The sequence below is a fragment of the Cellvibrio sp. GW822-FHT04B05 genome (genome assembly GCF_058800985.1).
The window spans coordinates 393663-420461 of record NZ_JBXAMU010000001.1 but is presented as its reverse complement, the minus strand read 5'-3'; the positions used below and the strand labels follow the sequence as shown (position 1 = coordinate 420461).

Here is a 26799-nt window from a genome sequence, read left to right as displayed (position 1 = left end):
TTTCGCTCAGACTGTTTATTTACACTCCCAATATACACAATAAAAGTTCAGGAGATGCCCTCGTGAAAGTTCACAAACACAACCTTCTGGCCATGGCTATCGCACTGCATCTGGCAATACCGGCAATTGCCCAGGAAGCAGTCAATGAAGGCCCGGTTCTCGATGAAATTCTGGTGACAGCGCAAAAACGCTCGCAAAACCTGCGCGATGTCCCACTCTCGGTAAATGCATTGTCGGGTGAAAAAATTGAAAGCTCGGGTATCACCAATATTGAAACCATGGCGGATTACATCCCCAGCTTCAATATGACCCAGACCGGCATTGGTACCAACATTGCAATCCGCGGGATTAGCTCCGGTGTGAACCAGGGCTTTGAGCAATCCGCCGCGCAATTTATTGATGGCATCCACTACGGCCGCGCCCAATTGTCGCGTGCACCTTTCCTCGATATCGAACGCGTTGAAGTATTGCGTGGCCCGCAAAGTATTTTGTTCGGCAAAAACTCCACTGCCGGTGCAATCAGCATCACTACCGCCAAACCTGGCGATAAATTGGAAGCAAAACTGAGCGCACTTTATGAACCCGATTTTGGTGAGCAAGATGTGCGCCTGGTGCTTTCCGGGCCAATCACCGACACCTTCGGCGGCCGCCTTGCGATATTGGAAAGCAGCAATGACGGCTACATGGAAAACACTACACTTAACCGCGATGAATCAGGTGATAAAAACCGTGTTATACGTGCGACCTTTCAATGGCAGCCCAGCGATTTGTGGGACATTATCCTGAAGGCAGAAGATGGTACATTTGATAGTAACGGTCGCAATATCGAAGTCGTGAAACCAATCGGCGGCTCTTACGCAAATGCATTGTCATTTTTCACCCAAGGCGCGTATCAATTAGATACAACCCATGATTGGAAGCGCCAATCCAATGGTGACTACAGTTACAACGATACGCAAAACATAACACTGAGTGTTGAACGCGAATTTAACGAGCACACATTCACGTCGATCACCGGCTACAACGCCTACACCTATGAAGAATTGTGTGATTGTGATTTCACCGGTGCGTCCGGTTTTAACATTCTTTCCAACGAAGATTACAGTCAGGTCAGCCAGGAATTTCGTATCACGTCAGATGAAGACAAACCGATCAGCTATATCGGCGGCCTTTTCTTCCAAAGCAGTTCGCTGACATTCCATGATTCAGTACGCGTACCAACAGATAGCTTTATCGCTACCGCGTTTTCCTCGCGCCTTGGCGCAGCTGCCGCAAACTTGCTACGCGGTGCATCAACACAACGCGACTTTGAACAAGATACGGATCTGGCTGCAATATTTGCGCAAGCAACCTGGAACTTTGCCGATTCAGCACGCGTTATTGTCGGAGCGCGTTACACCCAGGAAACCAAAGATGCAAGCCGCCGTCAGTATCATGTCAGTAACACCGGTATTGAGCTTCCACAAGGTACGACAGCCGACCCTTACAACCTGATTTGGAGCCAATTCAAAATCGATCCGCACAACGTAAAAGGGGATCGTGATGAATCAGGCTTTACACCGCTTGTGACATTTCAATACGATCTGAACGAAACAGACATGCTCTACGCCAGCTACACCACCGGATTTAAATCTGGTGGCTTCGATGTGCGCGCAAACGCAGCCCCTAATGATCTCGATGGTATATATCCGGCGATCGAAGGTACCTGGGAATTTGGAGAAGAGCGGGTAAAAAATTACGAGCTTGGCGGTAAATTTGTGTTCGGCAATGGCGCAGCAGAATTGAACATCGCCGCCTTCCGCTCCGAGTTTGAAGATATGCAGACTAGTCAGTTTGACGGCAGCCTCAGCTTTAACGTGACTAATGCTGGTGAAGCCGTTATTCAAGGCCTGGAAATCGATGGCCGGTGGGCGGTTACCGATAATATTCTGGTTCGCGGTGGTGCGGCCTATCTTGATTTTGAATACACCGACTTCCCCAATTCGCAATGCTATTTTGGCCAACCCGATTCAGAGCGCAATCCGGATAATCCAACCGTGTGCGATGCAACCGGTAAACGTCGCGAATTTACGCCGGAATATCAGGGTAACGTCGGTATCGACTACACCTTGAATTTCAGCAATGGGCTTAAGTTAGTGAACACCCTTGATGCGATCTACAGTGCAAGCTATCTGACCACCCCATCACTCGATCCTAAATTTGAGCAACCGTCCTACACCAAGATCAACGCACGTATCGCCCTGAGCGGTTCGGATGACAGGTGGGAACTCGCCTTGATCGGTAGAAATCTGACCGATGAATCTGTTGTCACCTATGCCAACGGTTTACCAGTAGCTACAACCGTTTCAAGTGGTAGCGGTTATTACGCGTTTTACGAACGACCACGAAGCGTTGCGGTTCAGGGCACGATTCGTTTCTAAATCTTCGTACCACCCAATAAAAAGGCGCTCAGACAAGCGCCTTTATTTTCAGACATTATCCCGTCCTGAAACAGGTTTACGCCAATGGCATTTTGAAGCAGGAATTTTTACTGTATAAATGCAAGAGCTTCGAGGATTTGAAGGGGCTCGTTGAGCAATCAGTAGATATCTACAATCGTTTAAGGCCGCGCCTTAGCCTCGGTATGAGAACACCGGCAGAGGCGCATGAAAAGCCAGCTCTTTGGGGGAGCTGGCTTAAACAAAAACCGTCAACTTATTTTAGGACAGGACACTTCAGCAATCACATTATTTATTCGGGCGATTGTCGATCAACTCATTCACCACTGCCGGATCAGCAAGCGTTGAGGTGTCGCCGAGTGAATCCAATTCATTGGCAGCAATCTTACGCAAAATACGACGCATGATTTTTCCCGAGCGGGTTTTTGGCAAGCCGGGTGCCCATTGGATGATATCCGGGCGCGCGATTGCCCCAATTTCTTTTACCACTAATGCCAGCAATTCTTTTTTCAATTCATCGCTTGGTTGCTCACCGGTCATCAAGGTCACATAAGCGTAAATGCCCTGCCCTTTGATATCGTGCGGATAACCAACTACCGCCGCTTCGGCAACTTTGTCGTGCAATACCAACGCACTTTCCACTTCAGCAGTGCCCATGCGGTGGCCGGATACGTTCAATACGTCATCCACACGACCGGTGATCCAGTAATAACCATCGGCGTCGCGGCGCGCGCCGTCACCAGTGAAGTAGTAACCAGGATAGGTGCTGTAATAGGTGTCGATGCAGCGCTGGTGATCGCCGTAAACGGTACGGATCTGGCTTGGCCAAGCTGCTTTAATGCAGAGGTTACCCTCGCCTGCACCAAGCACTTCTTTGCCTTCAGGATCGAGCAATACAGGTTGTACGCCAAAGAACGGCACGGTCGCCGAACCGGGCTTGAGATCGATTGCACCCGGCAATGGCGTGAGCATGTGAGCGCCGGTTTCGGTTTGCCACCAGGTATCCATAATCGGACAGCGGCTGTCGCCGATAACACGGTAGTACCATTCCCAGGCTTCGGGGTTGATCGGCTCACCTACACTACCGAGGATCTTCAAACTGGCGCGTGAGGTTTTGGTGACAAAGCCGTCGCCAGCCCCCATTAAGGCACGGATGGCCGTTGGGGCGGTGTAAAAACTGTTAACACCGTGCTTGTCGATCACTTGCCAGCAGCGGGAAGCATCCGGATAAGTAGGTACACCCTCAAACATCAGCGTAGTCGCCCCATTGGTTAGCGGGCCGTAAACGATATAGCTGTGGCCGGTCACCCAGCCCACGTCGGCAGTGCACCAGTAAATATCGCCTTCCTGATAGTCGAACACGTACTTGTGGGTCATTGCCGCCTGGAGCAGATAACCGCCAGTAGTGTGTAATACACCCTTGGGTTTACCAGTGGAACCGGAGGTGTAGAGAATAAACAGCGGGTCTTCGGAATCCATCACTTCCGGTTCGCACTCACTGGCTTGGCGCTCAACCAGATCTTCATACCAGAAATCGCGTTTTTCATTCCAGGCGATATCGCCACCGGTGCGTTTCACCACGATGCAAGTGTGCACACCCGGACATTGGGCAAGCGCAATATCGGCATTCTTTTTCAATGGAACACGCTTACCGCCGCGCAGGCCTTCATCCGAGGTAATCACCACCTGGCATTCAGCATCCTGAATACGGTCTTTCAATGCTTCAGGAGAGAAGCCACCAAACACAATTGAGTGGATTGCGCCAATACGGGTACAGGCCAGCATCGCATAAGCAGCTTCAGGAATCATCGGCATATAGATGCATACGCGGTCGCCCTTTTTCACGCCGCGTTCACGCAAGGCGTTGGCGAGACGGCATACCTGATCGTGCAATTCCTGATAAGTAATAAATTGGTCTTCGGAAGGATCATCACCTTCCCAGATAATGGCGGTTTGGTTAGCGCGGGCTGGCAAGTGACGGTCGATACAGTTAACGCTAACGTTCAATTTGCCGTCAATAAACCAGGACACTTCCCCTTTACGCAAATCACTCTTGGTCACTTGCGACCACGGCTGCTGCCAGGTCAGAAAGGTTTTTGCCTGCTCCGCCCAGAAGGTATCGGGCGAGTTGATCGATTGGTCGTACATTTCCTTATAGCGCGCCAGATTGATCGCCGCCTTGGATTTAAAGCTTTCAGGAACCGGATACAGGTGTACTTCTGACATGGTTTTATCTCACTGCCGTTACTTGTTATTAAACCGAGAGGGTGCGACGGATGAAATGAATGACGCGCAGCATCCGCGCTTTTGATTAGGCGAAGCTTAACAGGATTAACGCGCAAATCTCAATGACAACGTTGTCCAAAACGGCGCAAAAATGTAAATCCTGCACCGGCATGATGCGTTATCAATATAGGAGATTTATTCGCGACCATAAAAAAGGGCCGCAAAGCGACCCTTTTTAAAAACCTGATATCCAGCCATAACGCTGCAAATTGCAGGCCCTAGGCAACCTGCATTGGAATCGTGTTAGTAGTGCGATTCACGGTGTTGTCTTCATTCAAATACACCAGCTTCGGCTTATGATTGATCAATTCTGCTTCAGTGAAATGGCCGTAAGTCGCGATAATTACACGATCACCCACCGCAACCTTACGTGCAGCCGCCCCATTCATGGAGAAGGTGCCTGAACCGGGTTCGGCGAGAATAATATAGGTGTGAAAACGTTCGCCGTTGTTCACGTTGTAAATATCAATTTGCTCGAATTCGCGCATACCGGCGAGGGCAACCAAATTCGCATCGATTGCACAGGAACCGTCGTACCACAGCTCTGCCTGGGTGACTTTGGCCATGTGCAGCTTGGCTTTGAGCATATGTGAAAGCATGGAATCCTCCGGGGAATCACTTGTGTAATGCGGGAAATCAGTCCAGCACTACAGAAACGTTGTCAATTAGTCGCGCACCCTGGGTATACATGGCGCCGAGTATAGTGATCTCCCGATCATCGTGTGCCGCCATTTCCAGCGTGCGGCTATTGCAAATACTGATGTAGTCCACTCGAAACCCGGTCGCGTCTATCTGCACCCGCGCCTCGTCCACCAGCACAGTAAAATCGCGGCGACCCTGCTCTATTGCCTGTTTGATTCCGTTCAAACTGCGGTTGAGTACGGCTACTTTCGGGCGCTCGTTGGCGGTAATAAAACCATTGCGCGAACTCATCGCCAAGCCATCGGCTTCGCGGAAGATCTCGCCGGCGGTAATTTTAACCGGAATGCACAAGTCTTCCACCATCCGGCGAATGACTGCCAACTGTTGGAAATCCTTGATCCCGAATACGGCTTCATCCGGCTGCACAATATTAAACAACTTGGTGACTACCGTTGTCACGCCCTCAAAATGGCCGGGGCGGCTGGCACCGCAGAGCACATCGGTCATGGTTGGCACGATAACGCGGGTTTGCTCGGCCATACCGTTAGGGTAGATCTCTTTTTCATCGGGGCAGAACAGGTAATTGCAACCCACCGCTTCCAGCTTGGCCGAATCTGCCGCCAGGGTGCGTGGATACTTATCCCAATCTTCGTTCAAACCAAACTGCAGCGGATTGACGAAAATACTGGTTACCACCACATCGCAATTGCGCTGGGCAATTTTCACCAATTCGATATGGGCGCTGTGCAGGTTGCCCATGGTCGGCACAAAACCGATCCGCTTACACGCTTTGCGCTCGGCAGCCAAGGCTTCGCGAAGGGATTGGATATGGTGAAAAACCTGCATATTCATGCCTCAAACTGCCTCGAACATAGGCTTGGATTCGGGCGCGCGATGATACACGGTCAGGATTGAGAAGTACATTTTACGCACAAAAAACAACCAGGCATCAAAACAATATGTACAGCTTATTGCACAATTAAACACCACCACTTAAACTTGTACAACAAACCAGACAACGGGCAAGCACCATGAATGTCACCACTTTTAGCGAAGCCAGAAACAACCTGAAAAGTGTGCTGGATAAAGTCACCAATGATGCCGACTGCACTATCATCACCCGCCGCGACGCGAGCGATGCGGTAGTTATGTCACTTGATTATTACAACAGCCTGATGGAAACCGTATACCTGTTGCGTTCCCCTGAAAACGCGGTGCATTTGGCCAAATCAATCGAGCAATATCGCATAGGAAAGGCTGCGATTAGGGATTTAACCGATGACTAGACTGCTCGCATGGACGGACGCGGCATGGAGTGATTATCTTTACTGGCAGGGACAGGATCGCAAAACGCTGAAACGCATCAACCAACTGATCAAAGAAACCCAGCGCAATCCATTTGAAGGGATTGGTAAACCCGAAACGCTGAAAGAAAGCCTGTCAGGTTTTTGGTCGCGCCGGATTGATGATGCCAATCGCTTGGTTTACGCCGTGGATGATGACTATTTAACAGTGATTGCCTGCCGCTATCATTACAAAATCTAAAGTACTAGAAGTCCTGAAGTGCGAGCCGGATTACCCCATCCCCCACCCGCATCATCCCACCTTGAATCACCTTGGCACACAAGCCGCCATAACCAAACATGGCAGCAGTACCACCTGCGCCGAGGACTTCGTCCATACGTGAACAGGGATGACAGAGTGCGCTGGTTTCGAGGATAACTTCACCAATCTGCAACCGCTGGTAGCGCAGCAAATTCATATTCATGCCGGAAATCACCAGATTGCGGCGCAGCAGGCGGGGATCAATTGATGCATGCCCGGTATGCTGGCAAATCTGTTGGATATATTCTCGGCTGATCAGCGTAACTTGCCGCGCGGAACCCGGCGTTTTTTTCATGCGATGGTCGCCCACCAAGCCCAAATCCACGATTGCTTCAGCTTGGTCAACCACCACAACCTCACCGCGCCTTTCACTGCGCAAACCAATCCACTCCAGCTTGCCGGGAGCGATATTCGCGCAGAGTTTATCGAGTAGGCGGGCTTGGCTGTTCATAGACTTGGCGGTTAATCAAGGTTTGGCGAGATAATCTACACCCGCAAGGGATTTGAAATGGGCATCACAAGTAAGCAAGCGTGCGCCAACACGTTGGGCGCTCGCATAGACAATAGCATCGACCGTTGCCAGCTTGTACTGCCTATGCATTTCAGCCGCGAGCAGGGCTGTTTCGGTATCGAGATTCAGCACTTGGCATTTTGGGTATAGGCAATAACGATATCGGCTATATCCTCATCACACTCGCGCAACAACCATTTACTCAACTCAAGCTGGACTATGGTTGGCACCCAACAATCCTCTTGAGCCGGAAATAACCCAGTCAATGCCTGGCGCAAGTCACCTCCAATTACCACTCGATCCAAACCGGGGTATCCACGACCACCCGCATCAATAGCGATCCTCGCGGTCACGGTAATTTTCTGCTGTTACACCCTTGGCAATACCCGCCAACTCGGATAACTGGGGTACCGGCATAATTAACACCCCCTTACCTTTGGGGATAAACACAAACTCCTGACCACTCTGCCAATGTTGCTCTTCGCGCACACTTTGGGGAATGGATATCTGGTATTTGCTGGATAACGTTGCGGTTGCCACTTCTTACTCCTGAATGATCGATAAACCGCCTGCAGCTAAGATGCAAGCAGTTCTGCGCAGTATTGATCTTGCTGGAAATGCTCAGGCACGAGCTTATCAAAGCAGGTGTAAATGGTACTAGCCATTGCACACAACCAATCTGTCTCTGACTTCATTCACCATTGTTTCACCAGCCGCAATAAAATAATCCAGCAAAGATTGGGACTGATTTATTGTAGGTAAGCTAATGGCGTGATCATGAATAACCAGCTCATTAACACATACTCGCAGTTTTTCAAGGGCATTAAATGCGACCCGATGCCGAGCTGCTTCAAAAGCAAACGGTTTGTAGACAACACAGATTATTTTAATTCCCATACCGCGAGCAAGTTGGGCAAGCTCAACACCCAAAGTGGTTCCTATGTAACCACCGAGCCCAATTGCTAACACCAGTATTGAAGAATTTTTTAGATGTTTCTGCACATCTTGCAAAAGAGTATTTTTATATGGGACATTCAAAACATCACCATTATAATCTTGCGCTGAGATTTCTATCTTGTTAGCAAAACTGTAATCATTAAGGAGATGCGGAACTCGATCTATCACTAAAGAATTACATGAAATTTTAGATTGGATTTGATTTGCCAGATAGCTACCGGCTCCGCCTACCCCGAGAACAAGAATTTTGGTCATTTTCACCACCTTCTATAAGTTATAGTTCTGCTAAGGCTAACTTTTATAACCCCTCACTCAAGGTTTGGTATCGTTGCACTTTCCATTTAATCGAGCCAGGCAACAATGACAAAGATCTCTCCGCAAATTTATAAAGCTCTTTAGGCTCCAGAAATACAATATGATCCGTAGCACGTCCTAAATACTTTCCTTTTGACTGAAACAAGAAAACTTTCTCATCTTTCTCGGAATAATCTTTACTATTTAATTCGACATTTCCTGTTTTAACTTGAACCCTTGCCCACTGATTATTAGATGAATGCACCAAAAGAAACTCATAATCCATAGTGTCTTTTTTTCTAGTATTCGGTAGAACATACCATCCTTGACTTTGCAAATACATAAAAACTAAATCCTCTGTTTCTTCATCATCCAGCAATTCGAAAATATCTGCCCCTTGCGATAAATCAGCGTCATATTCTTTGTGCCCTACAAGCTCATTCCAAAGATACTTGGAATACTCCATAACCGATGCACCCTGAATTTCCTGAATTGTGCGTCGTGCACGAAAACTCGCAATAACCTTACCTGGGACATTTCTAATTTGGACGTTATTCAGGCAAACACCAAATACATTTGCAACATCTATATCTTTTCTAATTGCCTCTTCTGCAATCCAATATTTCCACCCAGAAATAACTTTACCTAAGTAATACTCTCCTTTTGTATCTCTTGTCCAAACAAGGCTATCTGGTAATACCCATCTTTCAATATATTTACAAACATTAAGCTCGCGCTCACTGAATCCTTTCTTAGCTTCTTGTAAATAATCCTCCCACGTATCCGGTTGCAAATTAGAATCCAGCCTCCAACCAACACCAAGAACATTATTTTTTAAACAATATTCAAATGTATCTTCTTTTGAGGCAAAGCCTCCTGTTGGTCTTATATGTATACGAAACAAATACATGACTCATCCTTTTCTCATTGACTTATTTTTATAATCTCAATTAACACATCAATACTGATCCTGCTGAAAATATTCAGGCGCAAGATTATCAAAGCGGGTGTATTTGCCGACAAACGCAGCGCGGCAGGTGCCGATTTCGCCGTTACGTTGCTTGCCGATAATCAACTCAGCCATGCCTTTGTCGGGGCTGTCTTCGTTGTAGTATTCATCGCGGTAGATGAAGAGGATTACGTCGGCGTCCTGTTCGATGGCGCCCGATTCACGCAGGTCCGAGTTCATGGGGCGCTTGTTGGGGCGCTGTTCTACACCGCGGTTTAACTGCGAGAGCGCGATCATCGGGCATTCAAACTCTTTGGCGATGCCTTTGAGCGAGCGCGAGATTTCGGAGATTTCTTGCGTACGACCTTCACCGCCGCCCGCCACTGTCATCAACTGCAGGTAGTCGACCATGATCATGCCGGGGTTGCCGTGCTCGCGCGCAATGCGACGGATACGGGCGCGCATTTCCTGCGGGTTGAGGCCGCCGGTATCGTCGATAAATAACAGTTTGTCTTTCATTTTGGCAACGGCAGATGACAACTTCGGCCAATCTTCTTCGGTGAGTTTACCGTTACGCATCTTGCCTTGGTCGATGCGGCCGATGGAAGACATCATCCGCATTATCAGCGCTGCCGAAGGCATTTCCATACTGAATACCAGCACCGGTTTGGGCTGGTTAAAGAGTGCACCTTCTACAAAGTTAAGTGCCAGCGCGGTTTTACCCATCGATGGACGCGCGGCGAGAACAATCAGTTCGCCAGGTTGCCAGCCAGAGGTACGTTGATCCAGATCGGTAATACCCGAAGGTACACCGGTGATATCGCTGCCGGAGCGAAATAATTCATCGATGCGCTGTACCGTTGCCTTGAGGAGTTCATTCACCCCTACCAAACCACCTTCTTTGGGACGATCTTCGGCGATTTCGGCCACGCGTTTTTCGGCAAGCTGCAACAGGTCATCTGAATCCAGACCAGCGGGATTCATACTCGATTTACTGATTTCCTGTGCGGCGGCGATCAGCTGGCGCAGGGTTGAGCGCTCGCGCACAATTTTGGCATAAGCGGCGATATTGGCCGCACTGGGAGTATTGTTGGCCATTTCGACCAGATACCCCAAGCCGCCGACACGCTCCAGCTCATCGTGCTTGTGCAGCTCTTCCGACAGGGTGATCACATCCAGCGGCTGACCAGCCTCTTGCAGAGCGATCATCATGCGGAATATGAGCTTGTGATCCTCGCGGAAAAAGTCTCCCTCAGAGACAACTTCAAGTACTGCATCGAGGCGGTTATTATCAAGCATCAAACCGCCGAGCACAGACTGTTCGGCTTCTACCGAATGCGGCAAGGCGGATTGGGAGGTCAACTCGCTCGCGAGGCGATCCTCAAAACTGGACGATTGAAAGCTTGATTCAGGCATAGTTTGTTAAAACACTGACGTTGTTATTTGATTCGGGTACAAAAAAAAATCGGGCACTACTTCAACCCTGTTAGTCAACCAAAGGGGTTGTCGATAGTGCCCGATTTCATATGGCTTGTCAGTAACTAAACCCCTCTAACCCCACCATAACCCTCCTCTTAAAAAGGGAGGCTGCGAGGGGGTTAAAGGTTAAACATTACTCAGCAATAACAGCCAATTTAACAGCCTGGATCACTTCAGCGTGCAACTGAACATCAATCTCGTATTGACCGATTTCACGCAGCACACCTTGCGGCAAGCGAACTTCTGACTTGGCAACAGTGACGCCGGCGGCAGTAATTGCATCAGCGATATCGCGAGTACCGATAGAACCGAACAGACGGCCTTCGTCACCAGCGTTGGCAGCAATAGTCACTTCCAGCGCAGCCAATTTTTCGGCACGTGCGGTAGCGTCAGCGATTTTGCCAGCAGCAGCAGCTTCCAACTCAGCGCGACGCGCTTCGAAGTCAGCAATGTTTTTCGCAGTAGCGGCAACAGCCTTACCTTGTGGCAACAGGTAGTTACGGCCGTAACCAGACTTAACGGTAACCTTGTCACCGATAGCGCCTAATTTACCTACTTTATCGAGCAGAATAACGTCCATCTCTATACCCCTTACTCGTGGCTGTCAGTGTATGGAATCAAAGCCAGGTAACGAGCACGCTTGATAGCAGTAGCCAACTGACGTTGGTATTTAGCTTTGGTGCCAGTGATACGGCTTGGAACGATCTTGCCAGTTTCGGTGATGTAAGCTTTCAGCGTTTCAACATCTTTATAATCGATGCGCTTGGTGCCTTCAGCGGTAAAACGGCAGAATTTGCGACGACGGAAAAAACGGGCCATGGTTATACCTCCTGCTCTTCTTCGAATTCATCTGCATCAGCACCATCTTCATCAGATAGGTCTTCTGCGTCATCACGACGTTCAGCGCGCGGTGGGCGAGCCTTGCGTTCACGGCCTTCTTTCTCAGCCTTCAGGATGAATGATTCTTCGGTAATAGCAGCATCTTCACGCAGAACCATGCTACGCAAAATGGCATCGTTGTAACGGAAGTTAGTAGTTAATTCTTCCAACACAGCGTCAGAGCATTCTACGTTCAACAGAACATAGTGAGCTTTGTGTACTTTGTTGATTGAGTAGGCCAATTGACGACGGCCCCAGTCTTCGAAACGGTGAACTTGACCACCGTCGTTTTTGATAGAAGAGGTGTAACGCTCTACCATTGCAGGTACTTGTTCGCTTTGGTCCGGATGAACCAGGAACACGATTTCGTAATGACGCATGTAAGCTCCTTACGGGTTAAAGTCTCCTGCTGGCTGCAGTGAGACAAGGAGTAGCCGGTTTTCTGATCTGCACAGAATGCAAATTCATTCCCCCCGGCCGGTTTGGGGTGCGGAATTGTACGGATTTGCAGCAGGCGATGCAAGGTGAAATATGGCCGCAGACAGGAATAGAACGCGGAGGAAGTTTGATATCCCAAATTTGATGCGATACAAGATTTGGAAGGCCATGGGCAGGATATGCAAACAGGCGGAGATGGTCTTTTAACTTGTGTTTTTTGCTGCCTATAGATGCAACCCGAGCTTGCGCAGCTTCTCAAAATCGACCGGTTTGGCGAAATGGTCATCAAACCCGGAGGCAAAAGCGTTTTTGCGATCCTGCTCCTGACCGTAGCCAGTCAAGGCGATCAACGTGAATTTTTTGCCGTCGGGCGAGGCGCGTAATTGTGCGGCAACCTCGTAACCACTGAGATCCGGCAACCCGATATCGAGGAAAATAATATCCGGCCGGAACCTGACAGCAACATCAAGCGCCTGCTGGCCGGTATAGGCAGCTTGCACCGTATGGCCGGTCATGGCCAGCAATTGGGCGAGGGTATCGGCAGCATCAGCATTGTCATCCACAATCAGGATTTTTTTAGCGCTTGGTGAAACCGTCGGTTGTTCCGCTATTTTGCCTTTGGCCTCGATCTGGTTTTGCGTCATTACGGGCAACATAATCTCGAAGGTGCTTCCACGCCCCGCCCCCTCGCTAATGGCGGTAACGGTACCACCATGGAGATTCACCAGATTTTTTACCAGCGACAAACCTATGCCTAAACCATCCTGCACCTGGCTGCTTAGATGTCCATGCTGGGAAAACAAATTAAAAATCGCGTTAATCGATCCAGCTTCAATACCTATGCCGTTATCGGTAATACGGATACGGACGCCCTGCTTTTGCAAATCGACATACAAACCGATTTTACCGCGCGGCTCGGTGAACTTGGCGGCGTTGAGCAACAGGTTCGCTACTATCTGTGACAGGCGGACCTGATCGCCGCGCACCAGGATGACCTCACCCGGAAAAACAACCTCCAGACTGTGCCCCTTGTTGTCGATGGCTTGGGTAGAGGTTTCCACTGCATTATCGATTGCCGTGCGCAAGTTAACCGCTTCGTGCCGCAGGGAGATTTTGCCTTGTGAAATACGCGCAACATCCAGCAAGTCATCCACCAAACGGACAAGATGATCAGTGTGGCGCTGAATCGTATTGCGCGCATTTTCCTGCGCGATTGAAGCATTCGGATCGAGCCTGCGCAGCAGCTCCACCGAAGTGCGAATCGGCCCGAGCGGGTTGCGCAATTCGTGGGCGAGCGTGGCGAGGAACTCATCTTTGCGGCGATCCATTTCGCGCAATTCGCGCTCGACGCGACCGAGGCGCAACAGCGCTTTCACATTGGCAATCAACTCATCCGGCTCAATAGGCTCGACCAGGTAATTGTCCGCACCGCCATCCAGCGCGCGGACTTTGTCGGCCGGATCGATAAAAGAAGCGGAGGTTTGCAGGATCAGAATCGCTTTGGTGGACGGATTTTCTTTCAGCCGACGGCAAACTTCGAGCCCGTTGATATCCGGCAGTTTTACGTCCAGCAGGATAAGATCCGGCATCTCGGCATGGGCACGCGCAATAGCATCTTCACCATTGGAGGCTTCAATTACCCGCAACCCGGCATGGGTGAGGATACGCGATTTCGCATATCGAGCGCCGTCGCTATCATCGACGTTCAATACAACCGCATCTTTAAACAACCGCAATGGCATATCTTGTTCCTCGGAGTATTTCCTTTATGACTGCTGTAATCGCGTCCCGCACTGGTGGTTATTCTTTTCAGGGACCATTGCGCGCAGTCAAACCAGACCTAACCAGCGGATTGCTGGTATTCATTTCCGGATAAAGGTTGCCCAATCAGAGTTCGCAACGTAGCGAGCAACTGCTGTTTGAACAGGGGTTTTACGTAGTAAGCATCTGCACCGAGCGACAGGCCTTTGCGCTTGTCCTCTACTTCGGTGACGATAATGACCGGTACATCACTACGCGCAGGATCATTTTTCAGCTCAGCCAGCCACAGCCAACTGTCTTCACCATGCAACAGAATATCAAGGATGATGGCGGCGGGCCGCTGTATCGACCAGCGCTCAATCGCTTCACGCAAATTGCGTGCAGGTACCGGGCGGAACTCGGTATTGAGCAGGAATTTTTCGTACTGCACCTGAATGGCGAGGTTGTCCTCTACAATCAGGATCGGGATACGTTTATCGTCGTTTTTAATCTGCACTGGTATAGATTCATTGGTGGCCACTTCCGGTGCAGCCATGGTCATTGGCAAGGTCACTGAAAAAGTCGAGCCCACACCGGGAATACTGGTTACCGCTACCTCACCGTGCAGCAGCCGCGCCAGATTCCGGCAGAGCGGCAAGCCCAATCCTGTACCTTTTACCTTGCGCTGCTGCGGGCTTTCTACCTGGCTGAACTCCTCAAAAATTAATTGCAGATCATCTGCGCGAATGCCAATACCCGTATCCGCCACCGTAAAGGTCACCTGATTTTTTTCCGGGATCAGCACTACACTAACAGTGATTTCCCCTTCCTCGGTAAATTTGAGTGCGTTGGAAATAAAATTGCGCAGGATTTGCGATACCTTGGCTTCATCAGTAAACATGGTCACCGGTGTTTCCGGCGGGACAAAAGTCAACGTGAGCGATTCTGTTAATAACAACGGGCGCAACATCCCACGCAAAGCGCCAAAGAGACTGCCGACATCAAATTGCGATGGCCGTATATCGACTTTCCCCGCTTCAATTTTGGCAATATCCAATAAATCGTTTACCAATTCGTTCAGGCCATTAGCGGCTTGCAGGATGTAAGTCACCTGCTTTTCCTGTTCGACGCTGAGTTCACCGTCCACCCGTTCCAGCAACAATTTGGATAAAGCGCGAATGGAGCTGAGCGGCGTGCGGAATTCATGGCTCATATTGGAGAGAAAGCGCGACTTCATTTGATCCGCGCGGCGTAAATGTCCAGCCTTTTCGTCCAATTCGGCATAGAGGGCAACCATGCCGCGATTGGTATCTTCCAGCTCGCGGGTGAGCAAGGTCAGATCATCCTGCCGCGCTTTTAATTCCGCGAGCGCAGAGAGCAATTCCTGATTTTGCTGGATCACTTCCGTCACAGTGATATCTGCCGGCATTGCGGTGAGTTTGGCAAATACACTGGTACTGGATTTCGCGGTAATCACTGGCGCCAGGCGTGGAAAAATTTTCTTGATAATGATACGGGTTCCGGCGGGGCCGGTTTTGATATCAAAGCGATCTGCCAGACGACGCGCACCAATAATCCCCATGCCCATTCCCGTAGGGGACTTGTAGTCGCCGGCGAGGATTTGGTCGAGATTGGCAATACCCGGACCTTTATCTTCAATAGTCACCGTCAGGATCTGTGGCGCGGTATCCCCCTCAACACTGAAATAAATTTTGCCGGTGCCTGCATAGTTATACACATTGCGTGCAAGCTCGGACACCGAGGTCGCAATGCGCACCTGATCCTGCACACCAAAACCACACAGTTGGGCAATTTGTTTGGCGCGCTGGCGCACTGCCACCACGTCGGTCTCGGTATTAACAAGTGCAGTAAGGATGCGAATGCTCATGCCCAGCTCCGTCTATTCATTGTTCACGTACGACGACAACAGTCGCATCATCCCGGCCACGGGTAAAATCGCGGTAGATAACCGCAGCGATTAAAGCCGCATGGCAGTGCACCAAGCCGGGATACAGATTCAGATCCCAGCGGGTATTGATACCGTCCGAGTGCGCGATTAACAGGGCATCGCGCTCCCACTTTTCGGAAAACTCCTGCAATTTGCGCAAGTTGCTGCCGACAATGCCATTGTGCGATACAAGATGGCGACTGCCCTCGCGATAAAGAATACACATCGCAATATTGCCCACACCGGCAAATGTAAGCGTACCCGGCTCACTGTTGATTTGCCCAATGGCGAGTGCTGCACCGCGCGAGCCCTGCAGGGCATGGTGCGCGCGCTGCAAAATGACCGATGGGTTATTGATAACAGGAGGGCCATTGTCATCCCCTCCCTGAGCAACAAGGTCATCCACCAGTGCGACAGCTGCATCGGCTGCTTTGGCAGCCTCAGGTCCATGGCCGAGGCCATCCGCCACAATTAACGTCAGTTTTTTCTCATGTGCCGCCACGGCCCAATTATCACCGCTTACCTCTTCGCCTTTAAGCGGGACGCAAATTGCACCAACTTGCCAGAACATGAGTGTGGGCTTTTGGTCGGCTGCCCAGAGCACCATCCAGAGTGCAGTACCTTTGTCCGGTTCTGAATAGATATCAAAATCCTGACTTAACCGACGCAAGGTTCCCAAGCCGATGCCATAAGTGCCCGTAGTAGAATTGCCGTCCGCAGTATGCCAATCGAGATTATCGATGCCCGGTCCCTTATCAAGCGCCAGCACTTCTATACCGACATGCTGGTTTTGGTACAGGGCGCGCAACAGGATTTGGCCATCCCCCGCGTGCTTCAGAATATTGGTTGCAGCCTCGGTAATCACCAACGCCAATTGTCCGGTGCGGGTTTCATCAAATTTCAATTCCCGCGCTAATATCGCGCCGGCACGCCGTACCACTGCCACACTACTAATGTCTTGCAGGTCGAACACCAACTGGGTTCCATAACTACTCAAAATTTTTTCCACTTGATAATGGTGACAGTAGTGCCTTCGCCTGGCGCAGTGTCAATTTCAAATTCGTCAGCGAGGCGCTTTGCGCCACTCAACCCCAATCCCAAACCGCCACCGCTGGTGTAGCCATCGGTCATTGCCAATGCAAGATCGTCAATACCGGGCCCCTCATCGACAAAACTTAATTCAATACCTTTGCGATCACCGTCATTGCGGCGCACCACATGTGCTTCGCCACCACCACCGTAGCGCAAGGTATTGCGCGCAAGCTCGCTCGCCGCGGTCACCATTTTGGTTTGCTCAATCAGGCTGAAACCCAGCGCGATCAAATCATCGCGCACCTGTTTACGCAGGCGAACTACATCTTCATCAGTGTGCAATGGCAGTACGACGGGTTCTACTGAATGATTCCGCGCCGAAAAAAAATCATTTCCCATGTGATTTACCCGCAGAATTGGTCAATGGCGGTTCCATTAGTAGTTGCGCTGTTCCAGCATTTTGATGCCGAGCTCAACATTGAGCGCAGTGCTCACCCCTTCCAGGGTCAAACCCAATTCCACGAGCGTAATGGCAACAGCAGGCTGCATGCCAACCAATACGGTTTTTGCATCAAGAATTTTTGCCATAGCTGCAGTATCGCTAATCATACGGCCGATAAAAGAGTCGACAATATCAAGCGCCGAAATATCGATAAGCACACCGTTCGCGCGCTCCTTCACAATCCGGTTTGTTAAATCGTCTTGCAGTGTCATCGCCAAACGGTCGTGCATATCGACTTGGATGGTCACCAGCAGCAGCCGACCCATCCGCAAAATAGGAATCCGCTCCATAGGTTTTAGCGCTCTCTGACAGTGTGGTTAATGCTTGAGCCGGTGCGCTGCAATGCAATAACAAAGGCATCTGCCAAAGTCGCTTTGGTGATAACATCTTCCAGGTTCACGCCGAGGTGCACGATGGTTTGTGCGATTTGCGGGCGTATGCCGCTGATAATGCAATCGGCCCCCATCAGGCGGGCGGCGGCGATGGTTTTTAACAAATGCTGTGCGACCAACGTGTCTACTGTTGGTACACCGGTGATATCAATAATTGCGATCAATGCACCTGTCTCTACGATTTTTTGCAGCAGGCTTTCCATTACCACTTGTGTGCGCGCGCTGTCCAAGGTACCAATCAACGGCAGTGCCAACACGTTTTGCCAGAGTTGCACTACCGGCGTTGAAAGCTCCATCAATTCCTGTTGTTGACGCAAAATCACTTGCTCGCGCGCCTTCTGGTACACCTCGATAATGTAGAGGCCGAGATCATCAAATAAGGTGCTGGTAGTCGCAATCTCTTCACCCGCTTGTTGCGGAGAATCGGCGAGTGCAATACGCAGGTATTCAAAAATCGGTTTCTTTAACGTAAAAATAAAGTTGGCAGTTTCAATCGGAGTAAAACCCTGACGCACGCGCGATTGGGAAATCTCTGCCAGCAATTGCCGAACATCTGCCCAACCCGCCTCGTCGATGTTAGTAGAATCTGTGCTTTCCAATGTCGTTGCCAATAATGGCAAAAACTGCTCTGCCTGAGCGCGGAGATCCGCAGATCCGGATTTGTCGCGACGCAAGCGAGATACAAGTCCCGCGAGCCAGATATCTAATAATTGCTCTTGATATTTGGACACAACGGTCGCCAGGTGCGTGGTCTTGGTATTACTCATACTCTTCCTCAAATGTAAGTAGTTAACCTAAAAGCATCACAACCCCTTAGCCAGTAACGAGCCAATGTTATAAATGCCACATTAAACAGGCATTTTTGTATGCCTCGCGTACATATGACTAGCACAGTCATTTTTCGAAAGTGATCTATTTGCAAAAACTCGCTCAATCAGCATGTAAGCTTTGCAAAATTGTTAAATTTACAATTTTGGCGTCAGTGCGAATGAAAAAATCCATTCTTCCGTTACCTCAAATGGAATCTCTCCGCCGCCGGGGGGTATACACCAAAGTCAAAAAGGTGATGATTAACGAACCCGCCTCACTGAAGCGTCTTGGTGGCTTATTGAAGCGTTTGATAAAAAAACACGCGTGCCTGAACTGTATTAATCATGTGCCAGCGCAAAGACCTTACCACGAAGTGGAACATCCTGCTGTCGAATTGCCAAAGTAACCAATCCTTTTTTACTACTTCCCGGATGGCTGCCAACCGTCCCACTTTGCATTTTCACTAAGTGGGGCTTCTCAGTTTTCTACAAACTGCAAAAAACAGGAGGAACACTCACTACCCTGGGTGAAATAGTAACCAGCATGCAGTGGACTGACGCTGCATCCCCTAGCTTCAGCTAAAGATAAAAACGCTAACAATAACGAAATGAGAGGCAATAATGAAAAAACTCGCCAGTATTGGCCTGCTTCCCCTCGGGTTGCTTTCGGCCGGATTACTCACCCTTGGACAAGCAGCACAAGCGCAAACCTGCGGTTGGAACCAAGTTTGGAAGGATGACTTTAACGGCACCAACCTTGACCGCAACAACTGGTCGCAAGAGGTGAACGGCGATGGTGGCGGTAATGGCGAACTCCAGTACTACACTGACCGGCCGCAAAATATGTGGGTCAGCGGTGGCCTGCTTAATATCAAAGCCATCCGTGAAAACTACGAGGGCAAAAGCTGGACTTCCGCCCGCCTGCGCACCAAAAACGCCCAGGATTGGACTTACGGCAAGATCGAAGCACGGATCAAATTACCCAAGGCTTCCGGTACCTGGCCAGCGTTTTGGATGATGTCTACCGAATCCCAACGCGACAGCCACGGCTGGCCAAATGACGGTGAGATCGACATCATGGAAGCCGCCGGCACCCATGAAGATATCAGCGGCACCCTGCACTACGGCGCCTATTGGCCCTACAACGGCAACACCGGCTGGCCAAATCCTGACAACCTGATCGTGCCTGAAGCCGGTCGTACCAAAACCGATTTCCACACCTATGCCGTGGAATGGTACGCAGACCGTATGGTCTGGTCGATTGACGGCGTGCCTAAAATCACCAGTTCGCGCAGCAAACTCGATGGGGTTAACCCCGTCCGTTCCAATTGGGACTCTTTCTATAACCGCCCCTTCCACGTCATCCTCAACCTGGCGATTGGCGGCTGGTTCCCCGGCTTCCCCGATGGCAGTGAAGGTCCCGAGCAGCTGATGCAAGTCGATTATGTCGCCGTCTACAAAAACGACGACAGTTGGTCGGTTGAAGGCGATACCTATGCGTATCGCGGCGAAACCTACAAAAAATACCGTATCGACGGCCCCGCTACCGCCAGTTATACATGGTCTGTTCCTGCGGGCGTGAGCATTGTGTCCGGCCAGGGTACCCGTGAGATTGTCGCCTCCATCGGCAACACTGCCCGCTCCGGCAATTTCAGCGCAACCTTCAATAGCGGCTGCAGCCTGAAAACCGTCACCAAACCGGTCACTATTGAGCAGGGCCGTATCCAAACACTCGCCGCCTATGAAAGCGGGTTAGGGCTTACTCACCTGCAAAACGGTATAGCACTTGGTACAGGTTCCATTGTTAACAACCCGGCACCGGGCGCCGTCAACACCTCCAGCAAAGTACTGCATTATGTACGCGATGCCAGCCAGCAGTGGGATAACCTCAAACTTACCGGCTTTGGCAAGCTTAACGCGGGCGAATTACGCTCCGGTCGCGCCAAGATTTTTGCCGATATCTACTACCCTGCATCCGCAGCCAACCTGCTCGGTAAAGAAATCGGTGGCGGCCTGGAAAACAATGCGGTAGTCAGTGTCACCCCAAGCTGGGATGGCAACACCGGCCGCCTGGCGCGCTTTAATGGCACCATCGGCAAAGCCGGTGAATGGCATACGGTTGAACTGGGTTATACCGGCACGCCGGATTCCAATATCGCTGCAAGCCAAGCCGACAATCTGGTCTTGATGGTCGAGGCCGGTTTTAACCGCCCCGCCAATTTCTATCTGGATAACATCCGCATTGTCTGGCCGGACAATGGCTACAACATCAAACAGACCATTGCCAACTTTGATGGCACCAGCAATGGCGCGATCAAAACTGCCCCCTACACCAGCGGTGTACGCACGATTGTCGCCAACCCTGCACCTAATGCGGTGAACTCATCGCCGAATGTGCTGCGTTATGTACGCGATGCCGGTGCGACTTACGACACCCTCGCCTTCAACGGCATCACCGGTATTCCCGATGCCATGGACGCACAGCACGGTATGGTGCGTGTAGCGGTGGATGTCTACACCACGGCGCCAGTGGGCACGATTATCTCCATGAACCTGGAAAACGAGCTGCAAGTCGCCGCTGTTACGCCAACTGATTGGCAAGTCGGCCGCCACAGTTTCTACCAAACCGAAACCACCAAAACCGGCCAATGGGAAACCCTGGAGTTCAACTACAACTTCCGCGCGGCCTTGGGCGATTGGGCAAATAACAAAGCCTCTGCACCTTTTACCGGTGTCGACCAATTGATATTCCTGATCACTCCCGGCGTAGCCACTACCGGCACCTTCTACTTTGATAACTTCCGCGTGATGGCTTACAACAAGGATGCACCGGCAACCTCGGGCAACTCGTCTTCTGCCACCAGCAGCAGTTCAGTAGCACTACCGCCATCCAGTGTAGCGAGCAGCAGTAGAAGTTCGATGGCACCGTCTAGCGTTGCACCATCAAGTGTGGCGCCCTCAAGCACACCACTGAGCAGCTCAAGAAGCTCAGTCGCTCCAAGCAGCGTACCATCCAGCATTGCCAGTTCAAGCTCTGCCGGTTGCACCAACTGCCCACCGGTATTGGTATCGCAAGGTCGTCCGGTCACCGCCAGCAGCCAGCTGACACCAGCGTCTAATGCGGTAGATGGTGATGGCGGTACCCGTTGGGAATCGGCGCATGCCGTTGATCCGAGCTGGATCATAGTTGACCTGGGCAGCTCACGTGCACTGTCACAAGTAGTGATCGATTGGGAAGCAGCAAACGCGGCTAACTACCAGATTCAAGGCAGCACCAACGGCACCAGCTGGACCACCCTCAAAACCGTTACCGGCGGCACCTTCGGCACCCGTACCGATACCCATGCGGTCAGCGGTAGCTATCGCTATGTGCGCATTTATGCCACCGCGCGCAGCACCGGCAACCAATGGGGTTATTCAATCTGGGAATTGAAAGTCTACGCCCAGGGCACTCCTGCCAGCAGTTCGGCAGCCAGCTCCAGCCTTGCTCCGGCTGCATCACTCAACATTGTGTCGGCGACTGCCAGTACCGCACTGACACCAGCAGCCAATGCCATTGATAAAAACAGCGGCACCCGCTGGGAATCTGCCCATGCGCTTGACCCAAGCTGGTTAGTGCTGGATCTCGGTAGCAGCAAAACGCTGGGCAGCATTGCGATTGATTGGGAAGCGGCTAACGCGGCGAACTACATAGTGCAGGGCTCCAATTCACCTAACTTCGCGGACAACGCCAACTGGACCAACCTTGCCAGCAGAACCGGCGGCACTTTTGGCAACCGCACCGACACACTCACTCTCGCGGGCAACTACCGCTATGTGCGCATCTATGCCACGGCACGCAGCACCACTAACCAGTGGGGCTATTCCATCTGGGAAGTGCGGGTGCTGGGCTGGTAAGAACGACCGATGACCGAGGGGTCAAACAGGCTCCCTCACTCCCCTCCCGCTCACCCGGCGGGAGGGGAGGTTTTCACCCGGTATCGGGTATTTCCAATAATCGATGCCAGGGTGATTTTTTAACCTTTTATTTTTTACCGGTTGTCCCTCCAACCGCTAATAAAAACCGATGGAAAAACAATAAGGCCAGGCAGTTTTAACCATAACCAAAGCGCCCGTAAGATCCGCCTTCGGTGCATCACCGAAAGCAACTGTGAGCAATAAATCTAACAACGCAGTGCAATTGTTTATCAACTACTTATCGAATAAAAAATAATTCCCTTGGAGGAACTATGAACATCAGACCACTAACAGCCGTAATGCTTGGTGTTGGGTTTGGCCTCGGGCTGGGTGCAAATATTGCCCAAGCCCAAACGGCTTACAACGACCCCTGGTGGGCCAGCCCCAACAACAACACCAACTTTGTCGACCACTTCAACGGCCCCAACATCAACCGCACTAAATGGTTGGTTGAAAAAGATATCTTTGTAAATGGCGAAGATATCGATTATCAGGATGTGGAATACCCTACGGCTGACTGGACCATCCGCACCGGGCAAGATGACGCCGGCGCACTCGACGGCAAAGTGCTCAACCTTAAAGCCCGCTACATGGATGGCCAGATCCAGGATTATTACGGCGGTGTCGCCGGCCAGGGCAAACCCCTGTTTATTCGCGCCGGCCGGATCGAATCGCAAATCGCCGATGCATCTACCTTTGTGTACGGTAAATTCGAAGCCCGTATCAAAATGCCGCCTGCGCGCAATGGCGAATTCCCGGCATGGTGGCTATTAGGTAACTTCCCGGATGTGGGCTGGACTGCCTGCCAGGAACTGGACATTATCGAGTTCACCGGCGCTAACGCCAGCAAAGCCCCGCAAACCCACTGGTCAGCACCCTACCCAGCCTATGGCGGCAACCCCGCTGGGACGACTTACGCACAACTGGGCGTTAACCCCAGCAACCAATACGTGACTTACGGCGTGATCAAAACCCCGGAATACGTGGAGTATTATGTCAACGGTGTTAAAACCTATACCTGGACCAAAGCCGAGCGCGGCGACCAACCCTGGCCGTACCTCACACCGATGCGCATGATCCTCAACCACGCCATCACCCATGTGGAGTGGCCGGATGTGGGCAACTACAACAAATTCAGCACCAACGCCAACGTCGCCAACAAAACCGGCTACACCCGCGTCACCAACGGTGTCACTGAATACGAATATCTCGATACCGCGAGCATGAACACCAATATCGGCCGCGCCGGTACTGATTTCCTCGTTGACTACGTCGCCCACTGGCCGCTGCCAACCACCGACAGTTGGCACAAGTACATCGATGAGAGCAAATACAGCTTCTTCCGCCCGACCAACAACACCAAGGGTTTCTATTCGTTGAAAGGCTGGCTGGCACCGACCTCGGTAACTGCCGACGCTTATTTGCAGGAAGGCGATAACGCCTACCGCGATAACAGCGCCAAGAATGCTGCCGATGGTTATGTAGGCTCCAAGTGGGCAACCCCGCGCGACGACAATATGCACTCGGTGACTATCGATTACGGTGTGGATAAACCGATCAAGTACTTCTGGATCGAGTGGGCCTGGAACCTGCCCAAGTCGTACGACATCTACGGCAAAACCTCATCCGGCAACTGGGAATACATCCTCACTTCAGATCAACAAGCCGTGGGCTGGGCGACCCATACCTTTGATGTGAACAAGACTTACCGTTACGTCAAACTTGTGACCAAGGGTCGTATCGACAAAGCCGAGCCTATCTGGCTGCTGGAATTCAAAGCCTTTGAAGATGTCGCCAATGTCTATCCGAAACCCGCCGGTACCACGCAGGTTGACCGCAGCATCAATGTGCTGGGCAACGGCACCTTCAGCGACGGCCTGGCAGGTTGGCAAGGTGAAAACTATGACGGCTCAGGCGCTGCCTACGCAGTGATCAACGGTGAAGCGCGCATCACCGCCGCCAATCAGGGCACAGGCGCCGGCTCTTACCAGTTGCACACCCAGGGCTTTGGCCTGAAACGCAATTACCGCTATCAGGTGTCCTTCCGCGCCCGTGCGGCATCGCCGCGCAATATTCAGGTGCGCCTGTCAGAAGACCAGTTGAACCCATCAGCGGCCGGTACCTATTTGTCACAAACGGTTGCCTTGGGAACTACCATGGCGAATTACAGCTTCAATCTGGATTTCACCGGTGGTGATAACGCTGGTCGTCTCGCCTTCCTGTTCGGCGCCATGGGCAATGCCACTACCTTTATCGATGATGTCGTGATCCGCGAAATCGCCTATATCGGCTCCGGCGATCCCCTGGTTCCCGCCATCAGCGCAACCAATTTCACCGGCGCCAGCAGCGGCTGGGAAACTGAATGGTGGGGTGCAGCTTCCCGCGCGGTAGACGGTTCTACCGGCAACAAAGCCAGCGGTATTCCCGGCGTAGCGGATAATCAGGATCTGTGGGTAAGTGTCAATATCGACCCCAACTATGAAGTGAAAGAGGTGCTGGTCGCCGGTGATAAATCCGCACCGCGCAGCCTCGCCCAGTTCAAAGTGGAATACGGCACCGCCAACAACACCATGATCAACTGGACCAACAGCAATAGCGACGGTGTCTACGAAAGCTTCAGCAATTTCAGCGCCTTCCCGCCAGCTAACGAGCGCAACTTCCGCTTCTGGTTCCGCCCACCGGCTGGCCAGGTTGTAGAAGTTGCCGATGTGCAATTGATGGCGGTAGACCTGAAACCGCACCGCATCTACACCATCAACCTGGATGGCGTGGGCAGCATCAGCCCGGCGGGTACACTTCGTTACAGCAAAAACAATACGGAGTCGGCTACCTATACCTTCACGCCACCGGCAGGTCGACAAGTTGCCAATGTAATTGTGGACGGTGTTTCGTTGGGCGCGCTGAACAGCTACACCTTCAACGCGATTTCCGCGAGCCACACGATTGCAGTGTCCTTCACCGGTTCTGGCAGCCAACCTTCATCAGCAGCCAGCTCCAGTGCACCATCGTCTACACCATCCAGTGTCAGCAGCTCCAGCGCACCGGCATCGGGACTGGTATCACAGGGTCGTCCGGTTACTGCCAGTACCAGCCTCCAACCTGCCACTAATGCTGTTGACGGCGTTGCCGGTACCCGTTGGGAATCCACCCACGGTGTAAGCCCAAGCTGGATCACAGTAGATCTGGGTAGCAACCGCAACCTCACTCAAGTGGTGATCGATTGGGAGGCAGCCAACGCTGCCAACTATGAAGTGCAAGGTTCCACCAACGGTACCAGCTGGACGACATTAAAAACCGTTACCGGCGCTACCTTTGGTAACCGCACCGACACCCACGCCGTGAGTGGCAGCTATCGCTATGTGCGTGTTTACGCTACCGCGCGCAGTGCAGGCAACACCTGGGGCTATTCACTGTTTGAGTTGAAAGTCTACGCACAAGGTGCTGTTGCAAGCAGCAGTGCATCCAGCACAGCTACTGCGGGTCCACTTACGCCCGTGAGTGCTACCGCAAGCACAGCATTAACCGCAGCATCCAATGCAATTGATAAAAACGCCGGTACTCGTTGGGAATCAGCGCATGCGGTTGACCCAAGCTGGCTGACGCTGGATCTGGGCAGCGCCAAAACGCTCACCGGTATTGCCATCGATTGGGAGGCAGCAAACGCAGCGACTTACACAGTGCAAGGCTCAAATGACAACGCCAACTGGACCAATATCGCCAGCAGGACCGGCGGCACTTTTGGCAACCGCACTGACACACTCACCCTCAGCGGCAACTATCGCTATGTCCGTATTCATGCAACCGCACGTAGCGCCGGCAACCAATGGGGTTATTCAATCTGGGAGGTGAGACTGACCGGATTCTAATAAAAACCACATTCTTAAAAAATAGTTTCGATTTACCCGGCACTACCAATAACCACCCGCGATTGTTTGCGGGTG

Annotated in this window: 25 protein-coding genes and 1 pseudogene; 7 read left to right on the top strand and 19 right to left on the bottom strand. The window is 51.4% G+C overall.

The window, feature by feature from the left end; genetic code table 11:
• Window positions 1-62 precede the first annotated feature (62 nt).
• Both AC1RJL_RS01650 and AC1RJL_RS01645 read left to right on the top strand, forming a co-directional pair.
• Window positions 63-2420, top strand: coding sequence for a TonB-dependent receptor (locus tag AC1RJL_RS01650; protein ID WP_492911006.1), 2358 nt, complete (start codon window positions 63-65; stop codon window positions 2418-2420).
• An 83-nt stretch (window positions 2421-2503) separates the two neighbouring features.
• Window positions 2504-2653, top strand: a pseudogene (locus AC1RJL_RS01645) (integrase core domain-containing protein); the annotation flags it as partial.
• 73 nt (window positions 2654-2726) lie between these two features.
• Here AC1RJL_RS01645 and acs read toward each other — a convergent pair.
• The 3 genes from acs to panC form a co-directional block, all read right to left on the bottom strand.
• Window positions 2727-4664 carry an acetate--CoA ligase gene (gene acs, locus AC1RJL_RS01640; RefSeq protein WP_492911005.1) on the bottom strand — a complete coding sequence of 646 codons (1938 nt, stop codon included), beginning with the start codon at window positions 4662-4664 and terminating at the stop codon, window positions 2727-2729.
• Between the two features lie 278 nt (window positions 4665-4942).
• The gene (panD, locus tag AC1RJL_RS01635) at window positions 4943-5323 is read right to left on the bottom strand and encodes an aspartate 1-decarboxylase (protein WP_492911004.1); all 381 of its coding nucleotides are present in this window, start codon (window positions 5321-5323) and stop codon (window positions 4943-4945) included.
• 37 nt (window positions 5324-5360) lie between these two features.
• Window positions 5361-6212, bottom strand: coding sequence for a pantoate--beta-alanine ligase (gene panC, locus AC1RJL_RS01630; protein WP_492911003.1), 852 nt, complete (start codon window positions 6210-6212; stop codon window positions 5361-5363).
• A 185-nt stretch (window positions 6213-6397) separates the two neighbouring features.
• On the opposite strand from panC, the gene AC1RJL_RS01625 reads away from it, so the two are divergent.
• Together AC1RJL_RS01625 and AC1RJL_RS01620 are read left to right on the top strand one after the other, a co-directional pair.
• Window positions 6398-6652 (top strand): type II toxin-antitoxin system Phd/YefM family antitoxin, encoded by a 255-nt coding sequence (locus tag AC1RJL_RS01625; protein WP_492911002.1) that lies wholly within the window; start codon window positions 6398-6400, stop codon window positions 6650-6652.
• The gene (locus AC1RJL_RS01620) at window positions 6645-6911 is read left to right on the top strand and encodes a Txe/YoeB family addiction module toxin (RefSeq protein ID WP_492911001.1); all 267 of its coding nucleotides are present in this window, start codon (window positions 6645-6647) and stop codon (window positions 6909-6911) included. Before AC1RJL_RS01625 ends, AC1RJL_RS01620 begins: the two co-directional genes overlap by 8 nt.
• 4 nt (window positions 6912-6915) lie before the next feature.
• On the opposite strand, the gene AC1RJL_RS01615 is transcribed toward AC1RJL_RS01620, so the two are convergent.
• The 16 genes from AC1RJL_RS01615 to AC1RJL_RS01540 all read right to left on the bottom strand — a co-directional run bounded on the left by AC1RJL_RS01615 (window position 6916) and on the right by AC1RJL_RS01540 (window position 18859).
• A complete protein-coding gene (locus AC1RJL_RS01615) occupies window positions 6916-7422 on the bottom strand; it encodes an MOSC domain-containing protein (RefSeq protein WP_492911000.1) in 507 nt (168 codons plus the stop codon).
• A 15-nt stretch (window positions 7423-7437) separates the two neighbouring features.
• Window positions 7438-7614 (bottom strand): PIN domain-containing protein, encoded by a 177-nt coding sequence (locus AC1RJL_RS01610; RefSeq protein ID WP_492910999.1) that lies wholly within the window; start codon window positions 7612-7614, stop codon window positions 7438-7440.
• The gene (locus AC1RJL_RS01605; protein WP_492910998.1) at window positions 7608-7835 is read right to left on the bottom strand and encodes a PIN domain-containing protein; all 228 of its coding nucleotides are present in this window, start codon (window positions 7833-7835) and stop codon (window positions 7608-7610) included. Before AC1RJL_RS01605 ends, AC1RJL_RS01610 begins: the two co-directional genes overlap by 7 nt.
• On the bottom strand, window positions 7813-8022 hold the full coding sequence (locus tag AC1RJL_RS01600; protein WP_492910997.1) for an AbrB/MazE/SpoVT family DNA-binding domain-containing protein: 210 nt from the start codon (window positions 8020-8022) through the stop codon (window positions 7813-7815). Before AC1RJL_RS01600 ends, AC1RJL_RS01605 begins: the two co-directional genes overlap by 23 nt.
• Before the next feature lie 117 nt (window positions 8023-8139).
• Window positions 8140-8694 carry an FtsZ/tubulin family protein gene (locus AC1RJL_RS01595; protein ID WP_492910996.1) on the bottom strand — a complete coding sequence of 185 codons (555 nt, stop codon included), beginning with the start codon at window positions 8692-8694 and terminating at the stop codon, window positions 8140-8142.
• Between the two features lie 43 nt (window positions 8695-8737).
• Entirely contained in the window at window positions 8738-9643 is a 906-nt protein-coding gene (locus tag AC1RJL_RS01590) for a hypothetical protein (RefSeq protein WP_492910995.1), read from the bottom strand.
• A 48-nt stretch (window positions 9644-9691) separates the two neighbouring features.
• Window positions 9692-11098, bottom strand: a complete 1407-nt coding sequence (gene dnaB / locus AC1RJL_RS01585) for a replicative DNA helicase (RefSeq protein ID WP_492910994.1) — start codon at window positions 11096-11098, stop codon at window positions 9692-9694.
• Window positions 11099-11294: 196 nt separating this feature from the next.
• On the bottom strand, window positions 11295-11741 hold the full coding sequence (rplI, locus tag AC1RJL_RS01580; RefSeq protein ID WP_492910993.1) for a 50S ribosomal protein L9: 447 nt from the start codon (window positions 11739-11741) through the stop codon (window positions 11295-11297).
• An 11-nt stretch (window positions 11742-11752) separates the two neighbouring features.
• Window positions 11753-11980, bottom strand: coding sequence for a 30S ribosomal protein S18 (rpsR, locus tag AC1RJL_RS01575; RefSeq protein ID WP_007643439.1), 228 nt, complete (start codon window positions 11978-11980; stop codon window positions 11753-11755).
• 2 nt (window positions 11981-11982) lie between these two features.
• Window positions 11983-12420, bottom strand: a complete 438-nt coding sequence (gene rpsF, locus AC1RJL_RS01570; RefSeq protein WP_492910992.1) for a 30S ribosomal protein S6 — start codon at window positions 12418-12420, stop codon at window positions 11983-11985.
• 282 nt (window positions 12421-12702) lie between these two features.
• Window positions 12703-14220, bottom strand: coding sequence for an ATP-binding response regulator (locus AC1RJL_RS01565; RefSeq protein WP_492910991.1), 1518 nt, complete (start codon window positions 14218-14220; stop codon window positions 12703-12705).
• 98 nt (window positions 14221-14318) lie between these two features.
• Entirely contained in the window at window positions 14319-16106 is a 1788-nt protein-coding gene (locus tag AC1RJL_RS01560; RefSeq protein WP_492910990.1) for an ATP-binding protein, read from the bottom strand.
• Window positions 16107-16122: 16 nt separating this feature from the next.
• Window positions 16123-17163: an ATP-binding SpoIIE family protein phosphatase gene (locus AC1RJL_RS01555; RefSeq protein WP_492910989.1), complete on the bottom strand. Its 1041-nt coding sequence runs from the start codon at window positions 17161-17163 to the stop codon at window positions 16123-16125.
• Complete coding sequence (locus AC1RJL_RS01550; RefSeq protein ID WP_492910988.1) at window positions 17160-17597, bottom strand: anti-sigma regulatory factor; 438 nt, start codon at window positions 17595-17597, stop codon at window positions 17160-17162. The genes AC1RJL_RS01555 and AC1RJL_RS01550 overlap by 4 nt, the downstream gene beginning before the upstream one ends.
• 36 nt (window positions 17598-17633) lie before the next feature.
• The gene (locus AC1RJL_RS01545; RefSeq protein ID WP_492910987.1) at window positions 17634-17990 is read right to left on the bottom strand and encodes an STAS domain-containing protein; all 357 of its coding nucleotides are present in this window, start codon (window positions 17988-17990) and stop codon (window positions 17634-17636) included.
• A 5-nt stretch (window positions 17991-17995) separates the two neighbouring features.
• The gene (locus tag AC1RJL_RS01540) at window positions 17996-18859 is read right to left on the bottom strand and encodes an STAS domain-containing protein (RefSeq protein ID WP_492910986.1); all 864 of its coding nucleotides are present in this window, start codon (window positions 18857-18859) and stop codon (window positions 17996-17998) included.
• A gap of 221 nt (window positions 18860-19080) precedes the next feature.
• Here AC1RJL_RS01540 and AC1RJL_RS01535 point away from each other — a divergent pair, with 221 nt between their 5' ends.
• The 3 genes from AC1RJL_RS01535 (at window position 19081) to AC1RJL_RS01525 (ending at window position 26724) form a co-directional block, all read left to right on the top strand.
• A complete protein-coding gene (locus tag AC1RJL_RS01535; RefSeq protein ID WP_492910985.1) occupies window positions 19081-19308 on the top strand; it encodes a hypothetical protein in 228 nt (75 codons plus the stop codon).
• 214 nt (window positions 19309-19522) lie between these two features.
• Window positions 19523-22798 (top strand): galactose-binding domain-containing protein, encoded by a 3276-nt coding sequence (locus AC1RJL_RS01530; protein ID WP_492910984.1) that lies wholly within the window; start codon window positions 19523-19525, stop codon window positions 22796-22798.
• A gap of 332 nt (window positions 22799-23130) precedes the next feature.
• The gene (locus AC1RJL_RS01525; protein WP_492910983.1) at window positions 23131-26724 is read left to right on the top strand and encodes a discoidin domain-containing protein; all 3594 of its coding nucleotides are present in this window, start codon (window positions 23131-23133) and stop codon (window positions 26722-26724) included.
• Window positions 26725-26799: the final 75 nt, after the last annotated feature.

Excerpts from the sequence above, each read along its gene's own strand:
- acs (WP_492911005.1), bottom strand. The coding sequence starts at position 4,664 with ATGTCAGAAGTACACCTGTATCCGGTTCCTGAAAGCTTTAAATCCAAG.
- panD (WP_492911004.1), bottom strand. The coding sequence starts at position 5,323 with ATGCTTTCACATATGCTCAAAGCCAAGCTGCACATGGCCAAAGTCACC.
- panC (WP_492911003.1), bottom strand. The coding sequence starts at position 6,212 with ATGCAGGTTTTTCACCATATCCAATCCCTTCGCGAAGCCTTGGCTGCC.
- AC1RJL_RS01625 (WP_492911002.1), top strand. The coding sequence starts at position 6,398 with ATGAATGTCACCACTTTTAGCGAAGCCAGAAACAACCTGAAAAGTGTG.
- AC1RJL_RS01620 (WP_492911001.1), top strand. The coding sequence starts at position 6,645 with ATGACTAGACTGCTCGCATGGACGGACGCGGCATGGAGTGATTATCTT.
- AC1RJL_RS01615 (WP_492911000.1), bottom strand. The coding sequence starts at position 7,422 with ATGAACAGCCAAGCCCGCCTACTCGATAAACTCTGCGCGAATATCGCT.
- AC1RJL_RS01595 (WP_492910996.1), bottom strand. The coding sequence starts at position 8,694 with ATGACCAAAATTCTTGTTCTCGGGGTAGGCGGAGCCGGTAGCTATCTG.
- AC1RJL_RS01590 (WP_492910995.1), bottom strand. The coding sequence starts at position 9,643 with ATGTATTTGTTTCGTATACATATAAGACCAACAGGAGGCTTTGCCTCA.
- dnaB (WP_492910994.1), bottom strand. The coding sequence starts at position 11,098 with ATGCCTGAATCAAGCTTTCAATCGTCCAGTTTTGAGGATCGCCTCGCG.
- rplI (WP_492910993.1), bottom strand. The coding sequence starts at position 11,741 with ATGGACGTTATTCTGCTCGATAAAGTAGGTAAATTAGGCGCTATCGGT.
- rpsR (WP_007643439.1), bottom strand. The coding sequence starts at position 11,980 with ATGGCCCGTTTTTTCCGTCGTCGCAAATTCTGCCGTTTTACCGCTGAA.
- rpsF (WP_492910992.1), bottom strand. The coding sequence starts at position 12,420 with ATGCGTCATTACGAAATCGTGTTCCTGGTTCATCCGGACCAAAGCGAA.
- AC1RJL_RS01565 (WP_492910991.1), bottom strand. The coding sequence starts at position 14,220 with ATGCCATTGCGGTTGTTTAAAGATGCGGTTGTATTGAACGTCGATGAT.
- AC1RJL_RS01560 (WP_492910990.1), bottom strand. The coding sequence starts at position 16,106 with ATGAGCATTCGCATCCTTACTGCACTTGTTAATACCGAGACCGACGTG.
- AC1RJL_RS01550 (WP_492910988.1), bottom strand. The coding sequence starts at position 17,597 with ATGGGAAATGATTTTTTTTCGGCGCGGAATCATTCAGTAGAACCCGTC.
- AC1RJL_RS01545 (WP_492910987.1), bottom strand. The coding sequence starts at position 17,990 with ATGGAGCGGATTCCTATTTTGCGGATGGGTCGGCTGCTGCTGGTGACC.
- AC1RJL_RS01540 (WP_492910986.1), bottom strand. The coding sequence starts at position 18,859 with ATGAGTAATACCAAGACCACGCACCTGGCGACCGTTGTGTCCAAATAT.
- AC1RJL_RS01535 (WP_492910985.1), top strand. The coding sequence starts at position 19,081 with ATGAAAAAATCCATTCTTCCGTTACCTCAAATGGAATCTCTCCGCCGC.
- AC1RJL_RS01530 (WP_492910984.1), top strand. The coding sequence starts at position 19,523 with ATGAAAAAACTCGCCAGTATTGGCCTGCTTCCCCTCGGGTTGCTTTCG.
- AC1RJL_RS01525 (WP_492910983.1), top strand. The coding sequence starts at position 23,131 with ATGAACATCAGACCACTAACAGCCGTAATGCTTGGTGTTGGGTTTGGC.